Source organism: Agrobacterium rosae (genome assembly GCF_002915175.1).
GTDB classification, from domain to species: Bacteria; Pseudomonadota; Alphaproteobacteria; order Rhizobiales; family Rhizobiaceae; genus Agrobacterium; species Agrobacterium rosae.
In genome coordinates this window covers 19,057-36,823 of the sequence record NZ_NXEJ01000014.1, presented here as the reverse complement: position 1 = coordinate 36,823, position 17,767 = coordinate 19,057, and the positions used below count along the sequence as shown (strand labels likewise).

Annotated in this window: 14 protein-coding genes and 1 pseudogene; 13 read left to right on the top strand and 2 right to left on the bottom strand. The window is 55.7% G+C overall.

The features are described 5' to 3' along the window. Positions 1-175: 175 nt before the first annotated feature. The 13 genes and pseudogenes from CPJ18_RS27735 to CPJ18_RS25710 all read left to right on the top strand — a co-directional run bounded on the left by CPJ18_RS27735 (position 176) and on the right by CPJ18_RS25710 (position 14,874). A complete protein-coding gene (locus tag CPJ18_RS27735) occupies positions 176-412 on the top strand; it encodes a DUF1127 domain-containing protein (RefSeq protein ID WP_407026632.1) in 237 nt (78 codons plus the stop codon). Between the two features lie 371 nt (positions 413-783). After that, complete coding sequence (locus tag CPJ18_RS27730; protein ID WP_103660410.1) at positions 784-1,299, top strand: RNA polymerase sigma factor; 516 nt, start codon at positions 784-786, stop codon at positions 1,297-1,299. A gap of 92 nt (positions 1,300-1,391) precedes the next feature. Continuing rightward, complete coding sequence (locus tag CPJ18_RS25760; protein ID WP_103660409.1) at positions 1,392-2,336, top strand: FecR family protein; 945 nt, start codon at positions 1,392-1,394, stop codon at positions 2,334-2,336. Positions 2,337-2,478: 142 nt separating this feature from the next. Then, positions 2,479-4,911 (top strand): TonB-dependent siderophore receptor, encoded by a 2,433-nt coding sequence (locus tag CPJ18_RS25755; protein WP_167397985.1) that lies wholly within the window; start codon positions 2,479-2,481, stop codon positions 4,909-4,911. 41 nt (positions 4,912-4,952) lie between these two features. Beyond that, the gene (locus CPJ18_RS25750) at positions 4,953-5,807 is read left to right on the top strand and encodes an ABC transporter substrate-binding protein (protein ID WP_167397984.1); all 855 of its coding nucleotides are present in this window, start codon (positions 4,953-4,955) and stop codon (positions 5,805-5,807) included. Continuing rightward, positions 5,800-7,785 carry a Fe(3+)-hydroxamate ABC transporter permease FhuB gene (gene fhuB, locus CPJ18_RS25745; RefSeq protein ID WP_103660406.1) on the top strand — a complete coding sequence of 662 codons (1,986 nt, stop codon included), beginning with the start codon at positions 5,800-5,802 and terminating at the stop codon, positions 7,783-7,785. Before CPJ18_RS25750 ends, fhuB (CPJ18_RS25745) begins: the two co-directional genes overlap by 8 nt. Further along, positions 7,782-8,501: a siderophore-iron reductase FhuF gene (fhuF, locus tag CPJ18_RS25740; protein WP_103660405.1), complete on the top strand. Its 720-nt coding sequence runs from the start codon at positions 7,782-7,784 to the stop codon at positions 8,499-8,501. Before fhuB (CPJ18_RS25745) ends, fhuF begins: the two co-directional genes overlap by 4 nt. 114 nt (positions 8,502-8,615) lie before the next feature. Further along, entirely contained in the window at positions 8,616-9,422 is an 807-nt protein-coding gene (locus CPJ18_RS25735) for an ABC transporter ATP-binding protein (protein WP_245445506.1), read from the top strand. A gap of 251 nt (positions 9,423-9,673) precedes the next feature. Continuing rightward, complete coding sequence (locus CPJ18_RS25730; protein WP_103660404.1) at positions 9,674-9,913, top strand: CopG family ribbon-helix-helix protein; 240 nt, start codon at positions 9,674-9,676, stop codon at positions 9,911-9,913. A gap of 2 nt (positions 9,914-9,915) precedes the next feature. Then, a pseudogene (locus tag CPJ18_RS25725) lies at positions 9,916-10,183 on the top strand (type II toxin-antitoxin system RelE/ParE family toxin). 528 nt (positions 10,184-10,711) lie between these two features. Beyond that, positions 10,712-11,164: a pyridoxamine 5'-phosphate oxidase family protein gene (locus CPJ18_RS25720; protein WP_103660403.1), complete on the top strand. Its 453-nt coding sequence runs from the start codon at positions 10,712-10,714 to the stop codon at positions 11,162-11,164. A 9-nt stretch (positions 11,165-11,173) separates the two neighbouring features. Further along, positions 11,174-12,418, top strand: coding sequence for an acetate/propionate family kinase (locus tag CPJ18_RS25715; RefSeq protein WP_103660402.1), 1,245 nt, complete (start codon positions 11,174-11,176; stop codon positions 12,416-12,418). A gap of 86 nt (positions 12,419-12,504) precedes the next feature. Next, positions 12,505-14,874, top strand: coding sequence for a phosphoketolase family protein (locus CPJ18_RS25710; RefSeq protein ID WP_103660401.1), 2,370 nt, complete (start codon positions 12,505-12,507; stop codon positions 14,872-14,874). Between the two features lie 47 nt (positions 14,875-14,921). Here CPJ18_RS25710 and fhuB (CPJ18_RS25705) read toward each other — a convergent pair whose 3' ends face one another. Next, positions 14,922-16,886 (bottom strand): Fe(3+)-hydroxamate ABC transporter permease FhuB, encoded by a 1,965-nt coding sequence (gene fhuB / locus CPJ18_RS25705; RefSeq protein ID WP_103660400.1) that lies wholly within the window; start codon positions 16,884-16,886, stop codon positions 14,922-14,924. Beyond that, positions 16,883-17,767, bottom strand: coding sequence for an iron-siderophore ABC transporter substrate-binding protein (locus CPJ18_RS25700; protein WP_103660426.1), 885 nt, complete (start codon positions 17,765-17,767; stop codon positions 16,883-16,885). Before CPJ18_RS25700 ends, fhuB (CPJ18_RS25705) begins: the two co-directional genes overlap by 4 nt.

The window sequence follows — 17,767 nt, the reverse complement described above, 5'->3', positions numbered from 1 at the left end:
TGACGTGCTTGCTGCCGCTTTTGCGGTTCTATTTTTTGCGCCAGCGCGTAGCCGACACCATCACAGTAGGTTCATAAAAGCGTTTTTGGCCAACACAACTCCATTCTGCCGCCATAGCGTTTCACGATGGCGGGAGAGGGCGTTTTATAGGATTTGATAGCAATCTAGGCGTGACATGCACTTTTGGCATGCCCAACCTGCGCGCATATGCATTCTATTTCATCACAAAATGCACATATATTGCGCAGCAAAGCAGGAGCTTACAATGAACATCTTCAAGAAAATCAAGACATATGCCTCTAACCGTCGCGCCATGCATGAACTAGGTTCGCTAGACGACCGTACCTTGCAGGACCTCGGCGTCTCTCGTTCGCATATCCGCAGTGCGGTAACCGGTGCTACAAGAGGTTAATAGGTGGCACTCTCCGGTTGGGTAGTCGCAGCCATTTGATCGCCAATCTTTGCCGTGCATAATTACATGAGTGAACCGCTATGCAAATTGCCAAAGATTTGCTGCTCTTGCCGTGTTGAACGCGTAAAGCAAGATCAAGCTATCTGACTGCTCTTGATAGGAATTGAACTGGCGACCAATATCAAAACGCGCTTCGGGGTCCCACTCTTGAAGACATCATTTGCTCCGGCAGGCTGAACTTAGCGCTCAATAAGATGATCGAAACGCTCCACTATTGATTCTTATCCGGCTCGTCGCTATGCAAGTCTCAACGAACTCATGGTGCTGATCCAGTCACCGGATAGCGATCATATCGGCCGGGGCCGCAACGAATGGCAAGCCACGATGAAAAAATGGTCGCAATTTTCATGCGCGAACGCGCAGGAATATCACGCTACCTGTCCAGACGCGCCGGATCCGCTGAAGATGGCGAGGATTTGGCGCAGGAGGCATGGATCCGGTTTTCCCAAAGCAAAGCGATGACCCTTGTCGCTCCCGTCCCCTACCTCCGCCGCCTTGTCAAAAATCTTGCTATCGACCACAGCCGATCGGCTCACCGCCGCCGCCTCCATTCGCATGAGGTTGACGAGCTCCTGAATGTCGATGATAACAGACCCGATCCCGAAGCCGTCTTGATGTCTCGCGACACACTGTCGAGGTTGTTGAAAATCATGGACGAATTGCCTGAAAGGCGTCGAGCAATCGTTTTTGCCGCACGCGTTGAGTGCGAGCCACATCGGCAAATCGCGGCGACCCATGGCGTCTCGACCCGAACCATTGAACTGGAAATTCGAGCGGCAATCGAATACTGCTTCGCACGCCTGCACGAACCTGCTGATCCAGAATAATAATCTGCCAGCGGGTTTCGGCACCACTGCTGCCAATCGTCTTATCATTGTAATACAACTTCGCTGACTGATATCCTGATCGATTTTGCCCCATGCCCCTCGACGACGAGATTAAACGCGGCTCACCCCTCACGCAGGAGGCAGCCGAATGGATTGTGATCCTTACGTCAGGCGACGCCACGACGGATGATGTACAGCGTCTGCAGGCATGGCGCGGCATCAGTCCCAGCCACGAGCAGGCCTTCGTTGATGCGGCCCGGCTCTGGAAAACGATGGGACCGGCGTTAACGCGAAACCATTCACGGGGCATGGGCTTATCCCGCCGTGCGTTTATCGGTGGAGGCGCCATCGCTGCGTCCGGCGTTGGAACAGCTGTCGTAGGCTCCCTCCTGGGAATAACCCCATCCTATTCGGCACTTGCAGCCGATTTTGCGACAGCGCGCGGAGAACAGAAGACCGTCATGCTTGCCGATGGCTCGACCGTTGAAATGGATGGCGGGTCAAGTCTGTCATGGGACTTCACCTCATACACGCGAGCGTTGACCCTCAGCGACGGCGCCGCGGTATTCCATGTTGTCCCTGATTCCCAACGCCAGTTTCGGCTCTCCGCCGAGAGCGGCATCACGACCGCATATGCCGCAAACTTTGCCATTGGACGTGGCTCAGATGAAGTGTCCGTAGAATGCCTGGAAGGGCAGATCGAAGTCGAATGTCGTGGGAAGATGTTTTTGAAGTCTGGTCAGTCGGTCCGCTATTTCGATACGGGCCTGGGCGAGATCAATCAAGACGAACCGCAAAACATGGCCGCGTGGAGACGCGGGCTACTGGTGTTTCGGGACAAGCCCCTGTCCAGTGTCGTGATGGACATCAATCGCCATCGACGTGGCAATGTCGTTATCGCTAGCAGTACGCTTGGTCAAAGACGCGTTTCTGGTGTCTTTCACCTGTCCCGGCCCAACGAGATCATTGCCCAGTTGGAGGCGACGCTGAATGTTTCAGCAACGCGCTTGCCCGCAGGTATCGTCATTTTGCGTTAGCGCCCACGGCCATTTTCAACCGCTCGGCTAAATTTCTCAGAAAAATCATCAAAAGCGATTTCGGCTTCAGCGCGGACATTCGTTCTTGTCTTTAGTGGTGTCGGCAAAACCGTGCCATGGGCAGCATATTTTGGGGACTATGATGAGCAAGCAGAAACGCGGCGCGGCGAAAAAAAACCGGTTCCATCTTTCAAACGTCACGACGGCGGTTGCCTTAGTGATCGGGACATCATTGATGACCGCAGGACCGAGCTGGTCTCAGCAACAGACGCAACAGATTTCCGTCCCGGCAGGGGCACTCGATACAGCGCTGTCCAGGTTCGGTGTCGCGAGCGGTGTTCAGGTTCTATATGATGCCGGGCTGACGCGGGGACGAACGTCGCCTGGCACCAAAGGCGCGCCCTCGACGGAAGCCGCCATCAGACAGATCCTTGACGGAACCGGCCTTACATACAATTTTACCAGCCCAACCTCCGTCACCATAGCGAGCGCTGCGAGTCAAAAGACTAGCGTCATTTCATCAGGTGCTTCCACCGTCCTAGAGACCATTGTTGTTCAAGGACAAAATGCCTTTGGCCCGGTCGAGGGGTATCTCGCCCAGAGCAACTCATCTGCCACCAAAACAGACACTCCCCTCATCGAGACACCGCAGTCTGTCACAGTCGTGACGGCAGACCAGATCAGCAATCAAAAAGCGACCTCGGTCGCCGACACACTCAGCTACACTCCCGGGGTGACGACGCAGTCTGGCACCTTCAGCCGTATTGTGGATGACTTTACAATCCGGGGCTTCAATGTGGCGAATGGCAATACCGGCACACTTCGCGACGGAATGAAGTTTCAGTCAAATGTCTATGATGGTGGACAGGAGCCTTACGGCCTTGAGCGAGTCGAGATTCTGAGAGGCGCATCATCGGTTCTCTATGGGCAGTTGGCTCCTGGTGGCATCGTCAACGGCGTATCGAAACGCCCAACCGATACGGAGCTGCGCGAGCTAAACGTCGAATATGGCAGCAACAACCGCAAGCAGATTTCAGGTGATTTCGGCGGACCAGTCACCGATGACGGGGTGCTGACGTACCGTCTGACAGGACTGTTGCGCAATGCCGACAACTGGGTCGACAACACACCTGACAACAAGACCTACATCGCACCTGCCTTGACCTGGAAGCCCGATGAAGCAACGTCATTGACGGTTTTATCCAGCTACCAGCACATTCATACCCGGTTTGCCACGCCGCTCCTCTACTCTGATGTCAGTGCCGGAAATATTCCCAGGAACACGTTTCTCGGCATAGACGGTTTCGACAAATACAACATCGACATGTACGCGATCGGCACGATCTTCCAACACGAGTTCGATAATGGTGTGAAGCTTTCAAACAGCAATCGTTATTTCCGTTCTGACCTTGAATGGAATTACATGATGGGAAATCTTGCTCCCCTGTCGAGGAACGGCGGGCTGCTGGCGCGTCTGGGCAGCGCACGTAACGAATCGTCCTATGGCGTCACCTCGGACAGTTCACTTGAATACTCTTTCGATGCGCTGGGTGCTGATCACACCGTCCTTGGCGGATTTGATTATTACCGCCGCTCATATGATTCCCATCGTTTCCGGGGTGCGGCAACAGACTTCCTTGATCTCGACACCGGCAATTATAGCGGATCGCCGTCCATCAACTACGCCGTTGATCGTGGCGCTGATGCGATTGGTGATCAGTATGGGGTCTATTTGCAGGATCAAATAAAGTTCGACGATCACTGGGTCTTGCTTCTGGGCGGTCGGCACGACTGGGCAAACAGCGAGTCGAAGAGCTATCAAACAGGGGTCATTACCGGACAGACGGATTCCGCTCTGACAGGACGCGTTGGTCTTGTTTATCTGTTCGACAATGGATTTGCGCCTTATCTTAGTGCCAGTCAGTCGTTCCTGCCGCAGGCAGGCATCGATAATATTACGAAGGCAGCATTGAAGCCCAACGAGGGTGTGCAGTACGAGGCCGGTCTGCGCTACCAGCCACTCGGCAGCAACATGCTGTTCAGCGCGGCTGTCTATGATCTGACACAGACCAATGTCGTTACGTATGATTCCGCCGGGCTTTCCTACCAGCAGGGAAAAGTGAAATCGCGCGGCCTCGAGCTTGAAGCACGCGGCGAATTCGGCAATCTCGGTCTCATCGCAGCCTATGCCTATACGGATGCAGAAATTACTGAGAGCGCAAAAACGGCCGAAATCGGCGAGCAGGTTTCTCTGGTTCCTCGACACAATGTCTCTCTGTGGGCAGATTATGCACTCGACGATGTCGGGTTGGAAGGCGTGAAGATCGGCGGTGGTGTCCGCTATGTCGGCGAGACCAATCTTACCGATAGTACCAGCGACATCCCAGGTTACGTGCTTGTCGACGCGATGGCGAGTTTCGATTTGGGTAAGTTCAAAAACGAACTCGATGGCGCCACGCTGAAACTGAACGCGCGCAACTTGTTCGACAAGCAGTTTTACACTTGCGTCGCGTCTGATGGATGCCGCTATGGCGAGCCACTGACCGTGTTCGCGACCCTTTCTTACAAATGGTAGGAGCGCCACTCCTCGACAGGCGAAAGTTCATCGGGGTGGCCTTGGCCGCTCCGGCCCTTTTCGCCTGGGTCGGCACTGCCAAGGCAGCGACACCGCAGCGCATCGTAAGCATGGATCTGCTGTTAACCGAATTGCTGCTGACGCTTGGCATTCAACCCATCGCTATTGCCAACATTCCTTTGTACCGGCGACTGGTGGCCGAGCCTGCCCTGTCGGACAAGGTCGCCGATCTTGGCCCGTTGAACGAGCCCAATCTCGAGTTTTTGCAGATTCTGAAGCCGGATCTGTTGCTGATGGCCGACTGGCAAACCGCGGGTCTCGACAATTTAAACAGGATTACCGAAGTACTGCCGTTTGCGGTCTTTCCCAAAAACATTCCGGCGGTCATTTTCGTCCAGTCCGTGTTGCGGCAACTAGCAAAGCTTCTGAGCAGACAAACAGAAGCAGAATCCGCGATCGCTGCCTGCGAACAGGCAATTGCGAATGCCCGTGGAACCTTGAGTGGCCTGCGCCGTCCTGTCTATGTGTGTCGGTTCACGCGTGACGGTCGCAACGCCGCAGTGTTTGGTGGCAACGGCATGATTAGCGATACCCTGGCACGTCTAGGCCTGCGCAATGCCTTTGGCGGTCGTGTCAATGGATCGGGAGTAGCTTCAGTATCCCTAAGACGTCTGGCGGATGTGCCCGATGCAATCATCATTCATTTCGATCGGGGCATAGAGACCGACCGCGCCCTGGAACGTCTGGCGGAAAGCCCGCTCTGGAACGCCTTTTCAGCCGTGCGGGGCGGTCGGGTCTTGCGGATGCCGGTTATTTACCCCAATGGCGGAGTACGCTCGATCGAGCGACTGGCAACGCAGTTGGAAAACGGTCTTGCGCAGGTGAAGGATGTCTGATGCCATAACTGGCGGCCCGGCCAGAAACCGGGGTTTGCTACTCGCAACCTTGTTGATAACAGCAGGATGCGCGCTATTCATTTTCAGTTTGCGATCCACGAACCTCTCTGCGCCCGGATGGGCAACTGCGCTCGACCCGGATCTGACTAATATTGATCAGGTTGCGGTATATTTCAGCCTATTACCGCGGTTCGTCGTCGCCATCCTGAGCGGGTTAATGCTCGGCCTCAGCAGCACGATCCTGCAGCAGGTGATGCGCAATCCCCTTGCGGAACCAGGTACGCTTGGCATTTTTTCAGGCGCGCGCGTCGGAGTAGCAATCGCCATGCTGTGGTTCCCTCCCCTGCTCGTATTCGGCTTTGCACTGCCTGCCCTCTTGGGCGCGTCACTGACCATTGCATTGGTTTTGGCTCTATCGGCGCGCGGCAACTTTTCTCCGCTGTATCTTGTCCTCAACGGTCTTTTGTTATCGCTATGTCTGGACGCACTGACAGCCATGCTGATCCTGGCCAACTTCGAGGACCTTGGCGAACTTCTCACGTGGCAGGTCGGATCTCTAACGCAAGACAATTGGCGCATAGCCCTCCTGCTGTTGCCCAGTTTAGCTGCGGCCTGGATATCGGCATTCTGGTTGTGCCGTCCTTTGACGCTGATTGGACTGGAAGAGGTTTCTGCCCGTGGGCTAGGGATTTCCCCGGCTCGACTGCGAGCGCTGGCGCTTTCGATTGCAATCGTTCCAGCAGTGTTGGTCGTTGCCCAGTTGGGCGTGATCGGCTTCGTCGGCTTGGCCGGCGCCGGATTGTCGCAGGCCAGCGGCGCGCGACGGTTCAAGGATCGTCTGCTTACGGCCCCGTTGATTTCGGCAGGTCTGCTGCTGGTCACTGATCAGGCTCTGCAAACATTCATCACTGTAATCGAAATCCCAGCTGGTGCGGTGACCGCAATTCTTGGCGCGCCTATGCTGATCTGGCTGCTCAGCAGGGTGAAAAACAGTCCTGCCGGACATCGGCAGCCGCACCTGCCGGCACTTTGCCGCAGTCCAAGAACCAGTTTGCTTGCAGTGGCCAGCGCACTTGTGCTCACCGCACTGATCGCCACCAGTGTTGGCAGGCTTCCCGACGGCTGGCACATAGCAACCGGTACAGATTGGGTTAATCTGTTACAATGGCGACTTCCGCGCACAGTCGCTGCTGCCAGCGCCGGCGCGATGTTGGCGATGGCGGGTTGCCTTATGCAGCGGATGACCGGAAACGCGCTTGCCAGTCCAGAGTTACTGGGGGTCTCTTCTGGCGCCGCATTGCTGATGATCCCCGTCGTCTTTTTTCTACCGCCACTTGGGCGCACCCAGACAATGCTTCTGGCGACGTTGGGTTGCCTGTTGTTCCTAGCCTTCACCATGCGCATCGCGAGACGCTCGGCTTTCGCGCCGGAAAAGCTGCTCCTAAATGGCGTGGCCGTCACCGCATTGGCGGGCTCGGTCATCTCCGTTTCGGTGCTGTTCGGCGACGTCCGCGTCACTCGGATGCTGGGTTGGATGTCGGGATCAACCTATTCCGTACGAGCCGAAGACGCTGTCGTCGCCATCGTGTTACTTCTGATATTTCTGATACTCCTGCCGCTGGTACGTCGATGGCTGACCATCGTTCCGCTGGGGCCTTCGGCTGCCATCTCGGTCGGCCTGCCTCTTGCAAATGCCCGTCTGACCATGTTGCTCATGACCGCCGGGCTCACGGGAACGGCAACAATGATCGTTGGGCCCCTAAGCTTTGCGGGGCTGATTGCACCGCATCTCGCCCGCATGATCGGCTTGCGAAAACCGGTTACCCAATTGGCAGGAGCGGCATTCATAGGTGCAACGATCCTTGTTCTTTCAGACTGGGTTGGACGCACCATCGCATTCCCCTGGGAAGTCCCGGCCGGGCTGGTATCAATGATTATTGGTGCAGGCTTTTACGGACTGCTTTTGGTGCGTCGATGAATCCCGAACTGGCAGGATTATTCCGCGGAGACCTGGCCGCTGTAGGAGCAGCGCTCGTCATCAAAGACCATACCCGCAGTTTCGAACCCGTCGCTGACCTGATGCAACCCGATCGTCTGTCTGCGATCCTCGAAAAGTTTTCCACGTGCTATCAAAAACCGGAACGACGAGCGGTCGCGTCGCAGTGGTCGAAAATCTACTTTTCAAAACTGATTGTTCCCTCGGTCGCGGCCGCGCTCATGCTTGATTGGAGGCTGCCGCTTGACCTCGGTGTCACCGGTATCACACTGGACGAGTTTGGTCGTCCAGGAGCCTTTTGCCTCACAGATGCTGGCTTAGCGATAGCTGCACAGACCGCAGACGAACGTTTTTCCTTTGTGATTGACGCACATATCGCCCCGGTCATCGGCGCCATCGCTGGTGCTTCAGTACTGTCGCAAAAAGTTCTCTGGAGCAATGCAGGCAATATCGTCGAGAACGTTGTCAGCTACAGCGAAAAATCTGCCCCTGCGAAAAAAAGCGTTGAGCAAGCACGGTTGCTCCTAAGGGCTCGCCGACTGTCTTCTGGCGAACCCAACCCGCTTTTTGAACCAGTTCGCTATACTCATATTGGTGAGACACAGGTCAGAAAACGGCGGGTCTGTTGCATCCGGTATCTGATCCCATCCTTGGGCTACTGCAAGACGTGCCCACTTACAAAACAAGACATGGGATAGTGGTGCGCTTCGCATCTTTACCCGTCGCTGCGTAGTGATTTTCCGCTTCAACCCTTACAACATTCAGATGATACGGCCACCAGACTGTCCCAAAGGAAAGGAATTGATGTGGCGATAGCTCAAGAGATCGACGAAGCAGAGTGGGTCACCAAGGCGTTCGCTGTTCAGAACATAGGACTTGTGATTGACCGCCGCGTAATCCTGTCGGATGTCACCCTCGACTTCCCTGCCGGCGAGGTTGTAGCTCTCGTCGGGCACAACGGCTCGGGAAAATCCAGTCTTCTCAAAATCCTCGCCCGACAAATTCTACCGACGACTGGACGTGTCACCTACGACAGCCAGAACCTGCGGATTTTCCAGGATCGAGCCTTCGCTCGATCGGTCGCCTATTTGCCGCAAGACGTCAGCACTGGGTCGGAGATGACGGTCCGCGAGCTCATAGCCTGTGGTCGCTACCCGTGGCACGGTGCACTCGGCCGATTTTCACAAATAGACCACCAAAAGGTTGAGGCCGCCCTAGAAGCTACCAAAATCGAGAGCTTGGGCGACCGGATTGTGGAAACCCTTTCGGGTGGCGAACGACAACGCGCTTGGATCGCTATGATGATCGCTCAAGACGCGAATTGCATCCTACTAGACGAACCCACAGCAGCACTCGACGTCGCCCATCAGATCGAGGTGCTTACGCTTGTCCGACGTCTGGCGCACGAACGCCGCAGGAGCGTCATCATCGTTCTGCACGACATAAACATGGCAGCCCGTTTCTGTGACCGCATTCACGCATTGAGGGCAGGGTCCGTTGTCGCCAGCGGACCGCCGAACGACATTCTTGTACCAAAGGTGCTGCATGACATCTACGGGATCGACATGGATGTAATTTCCTCGCCCAACCTTGCAAATCCCCTCGCCTATGTTCGCTAAGAGGACTTGGGGACGAAGCCAGGACAGGTTCAGCATTCACTGTCCGACCTGAGAGATAGGTGACGTTTTGTACCGGAGACATGGGTAATGCTTTTCGCTGTTGAGCGTAGTGCGGCCGCCATCATCGGAAAGATCATCCGATAGGCCAAGGTGACCCAGCACGGCAGGAGAAACTTGGAAGATAATCTATTGAACCTTGACGAACCAAAGTGGCTCAACGATTTTCGAGGTGAACAATAGGGTGTCTTTTCATGACCGCATTCACGATCCGCGTCCCAGACGAGGTGGCCAACCGCCTGAACGAGATTGCTCAAAAGCTCGACCGTTCCCGCTCTTACATGGCAGCGCAGGCCGTTGAAAATTTCGTTTCACGCGAAGAATGGCAGCTTGCGGAAATAGAAGCCGGAATTGCGGAGGCGGACCGGGGCGAAGTCGCAAGTGATGAAGACGTGGCACGCGTAATCGGTAAACATATCAAGGCGACTGCTTAGTCATGAAGCAGAGGCGCATTCGCTGGACAGTGCGGGCGTTGCAGCGTCTTGACGAAATTGGTGCGTACATTGAGCATGAAGACCCAGATGCCGCTGCAAGGGCCGTTGCACGGATTGTAGCCTCGTTGATATGTTGGCAGAGCTACCAGCCGCTGGTCGTATCGGTCGCATAACCGGCACGCGCGAAGTTGTATTGTCCGACATTCCTATATCATCCCTTATCGGGTTCGGCAGGGCATCGAGATTATTACGGTGATGCACGCCTCGTAGAAATGGCCGAAAAGGCTTTGGAAACAGTGCGTCACGTGGATCGACGTCGGCAGTTATGATTCTGCCATCACACTGAAGGAATAGGAACCGTCGATCCCTTGGTTCTATAAATCATACCGGCTTTAAATTTTCAGTCCAGGCAACTACTGAGCCTCTGGGAAGGCTGGAGTGGGGCCGATCGCTGACTGGCAGTGCAACTGGTACTTCAATCGATAAGCTGGCATATCGGCGATGAATGTCCGAGGTAGAGACCGGCTCTAAGCAGCCATCGGCAGTTTCATGATCGTGCGTTTCAGTGGTGTCGCGGGACACTGTATTCCTCTGGAATACCGCCATGGCACCTCGTCCGGTCTCGGCGTTTCCCGTTAAATGGCTGGGATGTCAGCATTGCGCCCCATTGATCGAGCATCGATTGCGCCTCCTCCAATGAAAACTTATGATTGCGAACTACAATTAAAAGGCGCATACCGGTCTTCGCTCAGCAGCTCTCCTCCGGATGTTGCTCGTAGCTTTCGTCAGGATTGCCACATGAACGTGCAAGAGATGACGACGCCTGAATGCCGGGCCATGCTCGAAGCCAACAGTATATGCCACTTGGGCTGCATAGCGGCCGGCAAACCCTATATCGTGCCGCTCCAGTACATTTATCGTGGTGGTATGCTTTACGCTTTCTCGATGCCGGGCAAGAAGATTGATAGCCTGCGCGCCGACCCGCATGTCTGTCTGCAACTGGATCATGTAGAGACAAAACAGGAGTGGCAAAGCGTTCTGGTCGAGGGACGTTACCAAGAGTTGCCCGATGACGAAAAGTGGCACGGAGAGCATATGTATGCTTGGTCACTCCTCCAAAAGAAAAACGACTGGTGGGAACCCGGTGCATATAAACCAGCCGGAGTTGAGCCTCCCAAACCTGCATCTCTGCCCGTCTTTTTCAGCGTGGAGATTGAGACCCTGTCTGGCCGCTGCGCGAGAAACGATTAGGATGATCAGATGCTTGAGCCGTCTGATCACCGTCGTCAAGGTCTGCGATCGAACGACGGAAAACTCCTGACATTCAACGCTGGTTCGTCGTCCATCAAAATGGGTCTCTTTAGCCTGGTAACCGGCACTCCCGAAAGGATCGGCAATGGCACAATCGATTTTCAGGGAAAGTCTTTAAGATTCCATATTGAGGGTTCAGGGACATCCGAGATCGCATTTGAGCACGGCGGCGAACCGCATCCCAACGCTATTGTTGAAGCCGTTTTTACAAGTCTGGCTTCCCATATCGATATCTCACATATCGCAGCGGTCGGCCACCGCATGGTGCATGGAGGCGACCTTTTCCACGGTGCAGTGGCGATGAACAACTCGGTGCGGACATCAGTGGAGAGCCTGCTTCCTCAGGCTCCTCTCCACCAGCAGCACAGCCTTGAGCTGATTGACGCGGTGTTGCAACTGCATCCAAACATGTTCCAGACCACATCTTTCGATACATCGTTCCACAACACCAACTCTGCGCTTGTGAAACGATACGCCCTGCCCCGTGCCCTGCATGACCAGGGCATAAAGCGTTTCGGATTTCACGGCTTATCCTATTCATTCATTGCCCGGGAGTTGGCCCGAGTGGCACCAGAGATAGCGCATGCAAAAGTCGTTATCGCCCATCTTGGTAGCGGCTCCAGCCTCTGCGGGATGGATGGTGGCCTGAGCCGCGATGTCAGCATGGGGTTTTCGACGCTGGACGGCATACCGATGGCCACGCGCTGTGGCGCGCTGGATCCCGGCGTCCTGCTTTATCTGCTCACTGAAAAGAACCGCACCCCGGCAGAGCTAGAGCATCTCTTATATCACGAAAGCGGCCTCCTGGGCGTTTCAGGGATCAGTTCGGACAGCCGCGTCCTTCTTGAAAGTGATCTCCGTGAGGCAACAGAGGCCATCGACCTGTTTGCGTTTCGCACCGCTGGTGAGACCGCACGGATCGTCAACACTCTGGGCGGAATAGACGCCTTCGTGTTCACCGCTGGAGTAGGTGAAAATCAACCATCGATCAGGGCAGCCATCTCTTCGCATCTCGGCTGGCTCGGTCTCGACATCGATTTTGAGGCGAATGCGGCGAACGCCCAGCTCATCAGCAGCACGGACAGCAGGATCAAGGTCTTTGTGATTGCGACGGATGAAGAGCAGGTGATTGCAGACGATGCCTTCGGCTTGCTGAAAGCACTGAGGGCGAACTGGGCCAGGCCTTTAGGCTAGACGCCAAGCAGCCACGTTTCCACGCGCACGACAAACCTCTTGGTTTCCGTTTTCAAGCCGCAAAACCAGATGCCACAGGAGCAACTATGGATCATCTCAATCAGACGGCGCAGCCACTCAGTGGTGAGGAACTTCACAAGATCGATGCGTGGTGGAGGGCAGCTAACTATCTGAATGTGGGGCAAATTTACCTTTCAGCGAACCCACTTCTACGCGAGCCTCTAAAAGTCGAGCATATCAAGCCGAGGCTGCTGGGGCATTGGGGTACGTCCCCAGGCCTGAATTTGATCTACGCTCACATGAACCGCCTGATCAAGAAATTCGACCTTAACACTATTTACATGGCTGGCCCCGGCCATGGTGGCCCTGCCCTGATTGCAAACGTCTATCTTGAAAAAAGCTACACTGAGTTTTACCCTGACGTAACACAGGACGAAGCCGGTCTGCTGCGCCTGTTCCGGCAGTTTTCGACACCCGGCGGCATACCCAGCCATGTCAGCGTTCCCACACCCGGCTCGATCCACGAGGGCGGGGAACTCGGTTATGTTCTGGTCCACGCCTTCGGAGCGGTCATGGATAATCCTGACCTTCTTGTCGTTGCTGTGGTCGGCGATGGCGAGGCGGAAACCGGTCCACTGGCTGGCAGCTGGAAAAGCATCGACTTCATCAACGCAGCACGCGACGGAGCAGTTCTCCCGATCCTGCACCTCAACGGCTACAAAATCGCCGGTCCAACAGTCCTTGCGCGTCATAGCGATGAAGACTTGCGGAAGTTTTTCGAGGGCCAAGGCTACGAGCCCTATTTCGTCGAGGGTGACGTGCCCGTGGTCGTCCATCAGCTTTTCGCCGGCGTGGTCGAGCGCGCTGTCTTGAAAATCCGCGCGATCCAATCATCGGCGCGCAATGGCAGCGCAAGCACTAGACCTCGCTGGCCAATGATCGTCCTGCGCACGCCAAAAGGCTGGACCGGACCCAAGGTCGTTGACGGCATTCCCATCGAGGGCACGTTTCGAGCCCACCAGGTGCCTGTATCTGAGGTTCGGACAAACCCAGAGCATCTCACCATTCTGGAAGACTGGATGCGCAGCTATAGACCGGAAGAGCTGTTTGATGGCAACGGAACGTTCCGCGCAGAATACGCAAATCTTTCTCCCGAGGGGACGTCGCGCATGGGGTCAAACCCGCATGCCAATGGCGGCACGCTGACAAAGCCTCTCGATCTACCGGATTACAGGTCCTATGCCGTCCAATTGGAGCAACGCGCCACGGAGCGGATGGGGTCTACGGCGGGCCTCGGAGACTATCTTCGCGATATTCACATCAAGAACCCGCACACCTTTCGTCTGTTTTGTCCCGACGAAACCAACTCCAACCGGCTTGGAGCAATCTTCGAAGTGACCGATCGATGCTTGGTGAGCGAGATCTTGCCGGGCGATGACCACGTCTCCCATGATGGTCGTGTCATGGAGGTGTTGAGCGAACACTGCTGCCACGGATGGCTGGAAGGATATACGCTGACAGGCCGCCATGGCCTCTTTGCAACCTATGAAGCCTTCGCCATGATCGTCGATTCAATGTCGATGCAGCATGGCAAGTGGATGGAACATGCAAAACATGTCCCCTGGCGCGCCGACATCCCGTCGCTGAACTATCTCCTGACATCGACCTGCTGGCGGAATGACCACAATGGCTTCAGCCATCAGGGACCCGGCTTCATCAACACCATTATCCACCGCAAACCAGCGGTTGCCCGTGTTTATCTTCCGCCAGATGCCAATTGCCTTCTGTCCGTCGCTGACCACTGTTTCCGCAGTCGTAACTATCTCAATCTCATCGTCATCGACAAGCAACCGCAGTTGCAATGGCTGACGATGGATGAGGCTCGCGAACACTGCGCGAAAGGTGCTGGCATCTGGGATATGTACAGTAATGAACCCGATGAGCCGGACGTCGTTCTGGCCTGTGCAGGCGATATCCCGACACAGGAAACGATTGCCGCGGCATGGTTGCTCCGTCAAAAAACTGCGGGATTGAAAGTTCGCATCGTCAATGTTGTCGATCTGATGCGTCTATGTCCCGCAAACAAGCACCCCCATGGCATGAGCGACATCGAATTTGCAGAGATATTCACGACAACGGCACCCGTCATCTTCACATTCCACGGATATCCGGGCGTCATCCACGATCTCTTGCATGGCCGTGAAGCGCACGACCGCTTCCATGTGCGTGGCTACCTCGAAGAAGGAACAACCACCACGCCGTTCGACATGGTGGTTCTAAACAAGATCAGCCGCCTGCATCTATGTCTGGACGTTCTGCGGTACGTTCCAAAAATGCTGATCGATGGCGCTGACCTGCTGACATATTGCACCGACACGCTCGCAACACACCACGATTACATCCGCGAGCATTTTGACGATTTGCCGGAGATCAAAGACTGGGTGTGGAGCTCTTGAACAATTACGAACCCTCGACCACCCGTGAAATCGCATCTGGTCATAAATTACCTCCTGCTCAGCAAAAACATTAAGAACGGGGCTCCGACGAGAGCGGAGACGAGGCCTGCGGGGATTTGGTAAGGAGCGGCTATCGTGCGACCGATAAAATCCGCTGCGACCATCAGCCCGCCGCCGATGACGGCGGCACCTATCATCTGTGGCAGGGCTCGCGTGACACCCGCCTCCCTGGCAAGATGGGGACCCATGAGACCCACGAAGGACAATGGACCGACGGTCAGCGTCGCGGCTGCGGTCATAAGTCCGGCGAGCCCAAATAGCGCCAATCTTGATTTTGCCAAAGGCATACCAACGGCAGTTGACGTCGCTGGCCCAAGCGGGAGGATGTTCAACCAGCGGCGCGCACCCAAAGCGGCTGCAATCAATACGGCTCCGATGGCCACTTCTGCCGCAGCGGTCGTGCCTGAGACCAAATATGTTGAGCCGCTCATCCAGCGCATCAGCAGGACCGCTCTCGGGTCTCCCGTCGAACTCAGTATGCCGACGACCGCATCAACCATCGCGCTGAGCGCAATGCCTGCCAGCAGAATGCGTTCCGGAGCGAAATTGGACTGTCTCGAACTTAACAGAATAACGGTAAGAACGGAGACGGCACCGCCAACAGCAAAGACGAACTGACCGGAAAAACCAGGGGCAATGACAAACAGCGCGATGGCCACCCCAAAGGTCGCACCCGCGCTGATTCCTAAAACTTCAGGGCTCGCCATCTCATTACCGGTCAATCTCTGGAGGATCGATCCAGCCACGCCAAGCATCGCGCCGGACGCGAGCGCCGCGAACACTTTTGGCGCGCGGATCGCAAGAATATCATCGACGTATTCCCCAGAAAGGAATGTCCAGCCTCCAGCCGGCCCTCGGCCAACAAAAAGGCTGACAATCAGAAGAACCAAGATGCCGGTAAAAGCGACGACTGCCAGAGATTTTGTATTCCATTTTCTTGGTCGCGGGCGAGATACAACCGGCTGAAGTCTATGGCGAATTTTCAACCGCGGTAGCAGTGCCAGAAGCAACGGCGAACCGAAAATTGCCGTGACTGCGCCAGTCGGTAGAAAATCGCCAAGCCCTCCTGCAGTGAGTTGCAGGACGGAATCGGCAAGCAGAAGTAGGCCAGCACCGATAATGGGTGACCATATGATCAACTGCATGGGCCGACGTGCGCCGGTAAGCCTTGCAAGTGTGGGAGCGACCAGCCCGATGAAGCCAATGACGCCAACAGCGCTTGTGACAAAAGCAGCAAGCGTTACCGCACAGCCGACAACAACAATGCGAAGGCGGACCAGCCTCACCCCAAGTGCTGCCGAACTGCTTTCTCCCAGATCAAGCAGCGACAGCGGCCGCATCACAAGTGCGCAGATTAAAGCGATGACGGCAATCTTCCAGCTGAGTGACAAGGGGATCACCCAGCTCTGCTGCGATAATGAACCGGCACCCCAGATGAAGAGGCTCGCGAGATATCGCTGATTGAGATACGTCAAGATCGCCGCAAGTCCGCCGCACCAGAGGCTCAGCACAAGGCCCGCAAGAACGAGAGAATAAGGAGAAAAGCCCCGGCGCGCGCCAAAACCCACGACGATTGCAGCAGCGACCGAACTTCCCAACAAGGCGACGACGTCCCGGCCGGCACCGAGAAGGCCAGGGATAAAAAGCGACACCAGAATCAGTGCAAGATTGGCACCAGCCGATACGCCCAGCGTCGTTGGATCAGCCAGTGGATTTCGCAAAACCTGCTGGAAGAGGGCCCCGGACAATGCGAGCGCACCTCCGGCAAGCACCGCCGTGGCGAGACGAGGCAAGGTCGAATAGTAGAGCACCATGCGCTGAATGTCATAGTTGTGTAATGTTGCTTCCGAAAGTGCCGGCTGCACCAGAAGCCATGATGCTAAACACCCGCCGCAGAGCAACATCACAGACACAACGGCTGGTCCAAGATTATCACGCTGAATTCCGTTCATGCGTCTTGTTCCAGTAGATCGGTTACCAGACCTGCGAACCGAACAGCCTCGTTCACCATGCCGAACATAAGTGCTGGCGGAACGACCGAGAACTGACCGGGCCGTGCGAATGGCAGCGCTTGCCACAAGGGGCTCTCGGCGAGTTTCGGCAGGACGTCTGGCGGAACAGGATCGAATGCGATCAGCCTTGCGTCCGTTTGGGTTATCACTGAAAGCTCCTCTATGCCGATCGTCTCGAAGCCCCAATAGTTCGACTGCCGTGTCCAGGCGTTGCGTATGCCAATGCGCTCAAGCGCGTTGTGGAACAGACCAGGAGCCGAATAGACACGGACATGTCGCGCATCCATAAAGCTCACCAGCGCGACCGGCGGAACCGCTACTCCTCCCAGCCGTTCGCGGCATTTATTGAAGAAAGCATCGGAACGTGCGAGAAATTGTTCCCCTTCATGTGCACGCCCGAGTTCGGCCGCCAGTTTTCTCGTCGCCGCCATGGCCGCTGGCAAAATTTGGCCCGTATCTGGCGTGAAGATCTCCATCCGGAGAATTTTTGCAATCGGTTGAAGCTTGGGCAGCAGTTCATCCAGATAAGGTGTCGTGAGGATAACATCCGGCTTCAACTGTATGAGACGTTCAAAATCGACTTCGTAGGAGCTGCCGATATCGACGACCGAATGTGGCACGACGGGATCGACAACCCACCTGCCCCAGTCGGCAAGGTCGGATATTCCAACGGGGATCACGCCAAGCGACAGTAGCGTGGATGTCAGTCCATAATCGAGGCTAACCACCCTTTTTCCGGCTACCTGCGCCCGTAATGGTGCCGGGATCAACAGACTGGCAGTCACGATGGAGTGCAGAAAAACGCGTCGTGAAATCGTCAT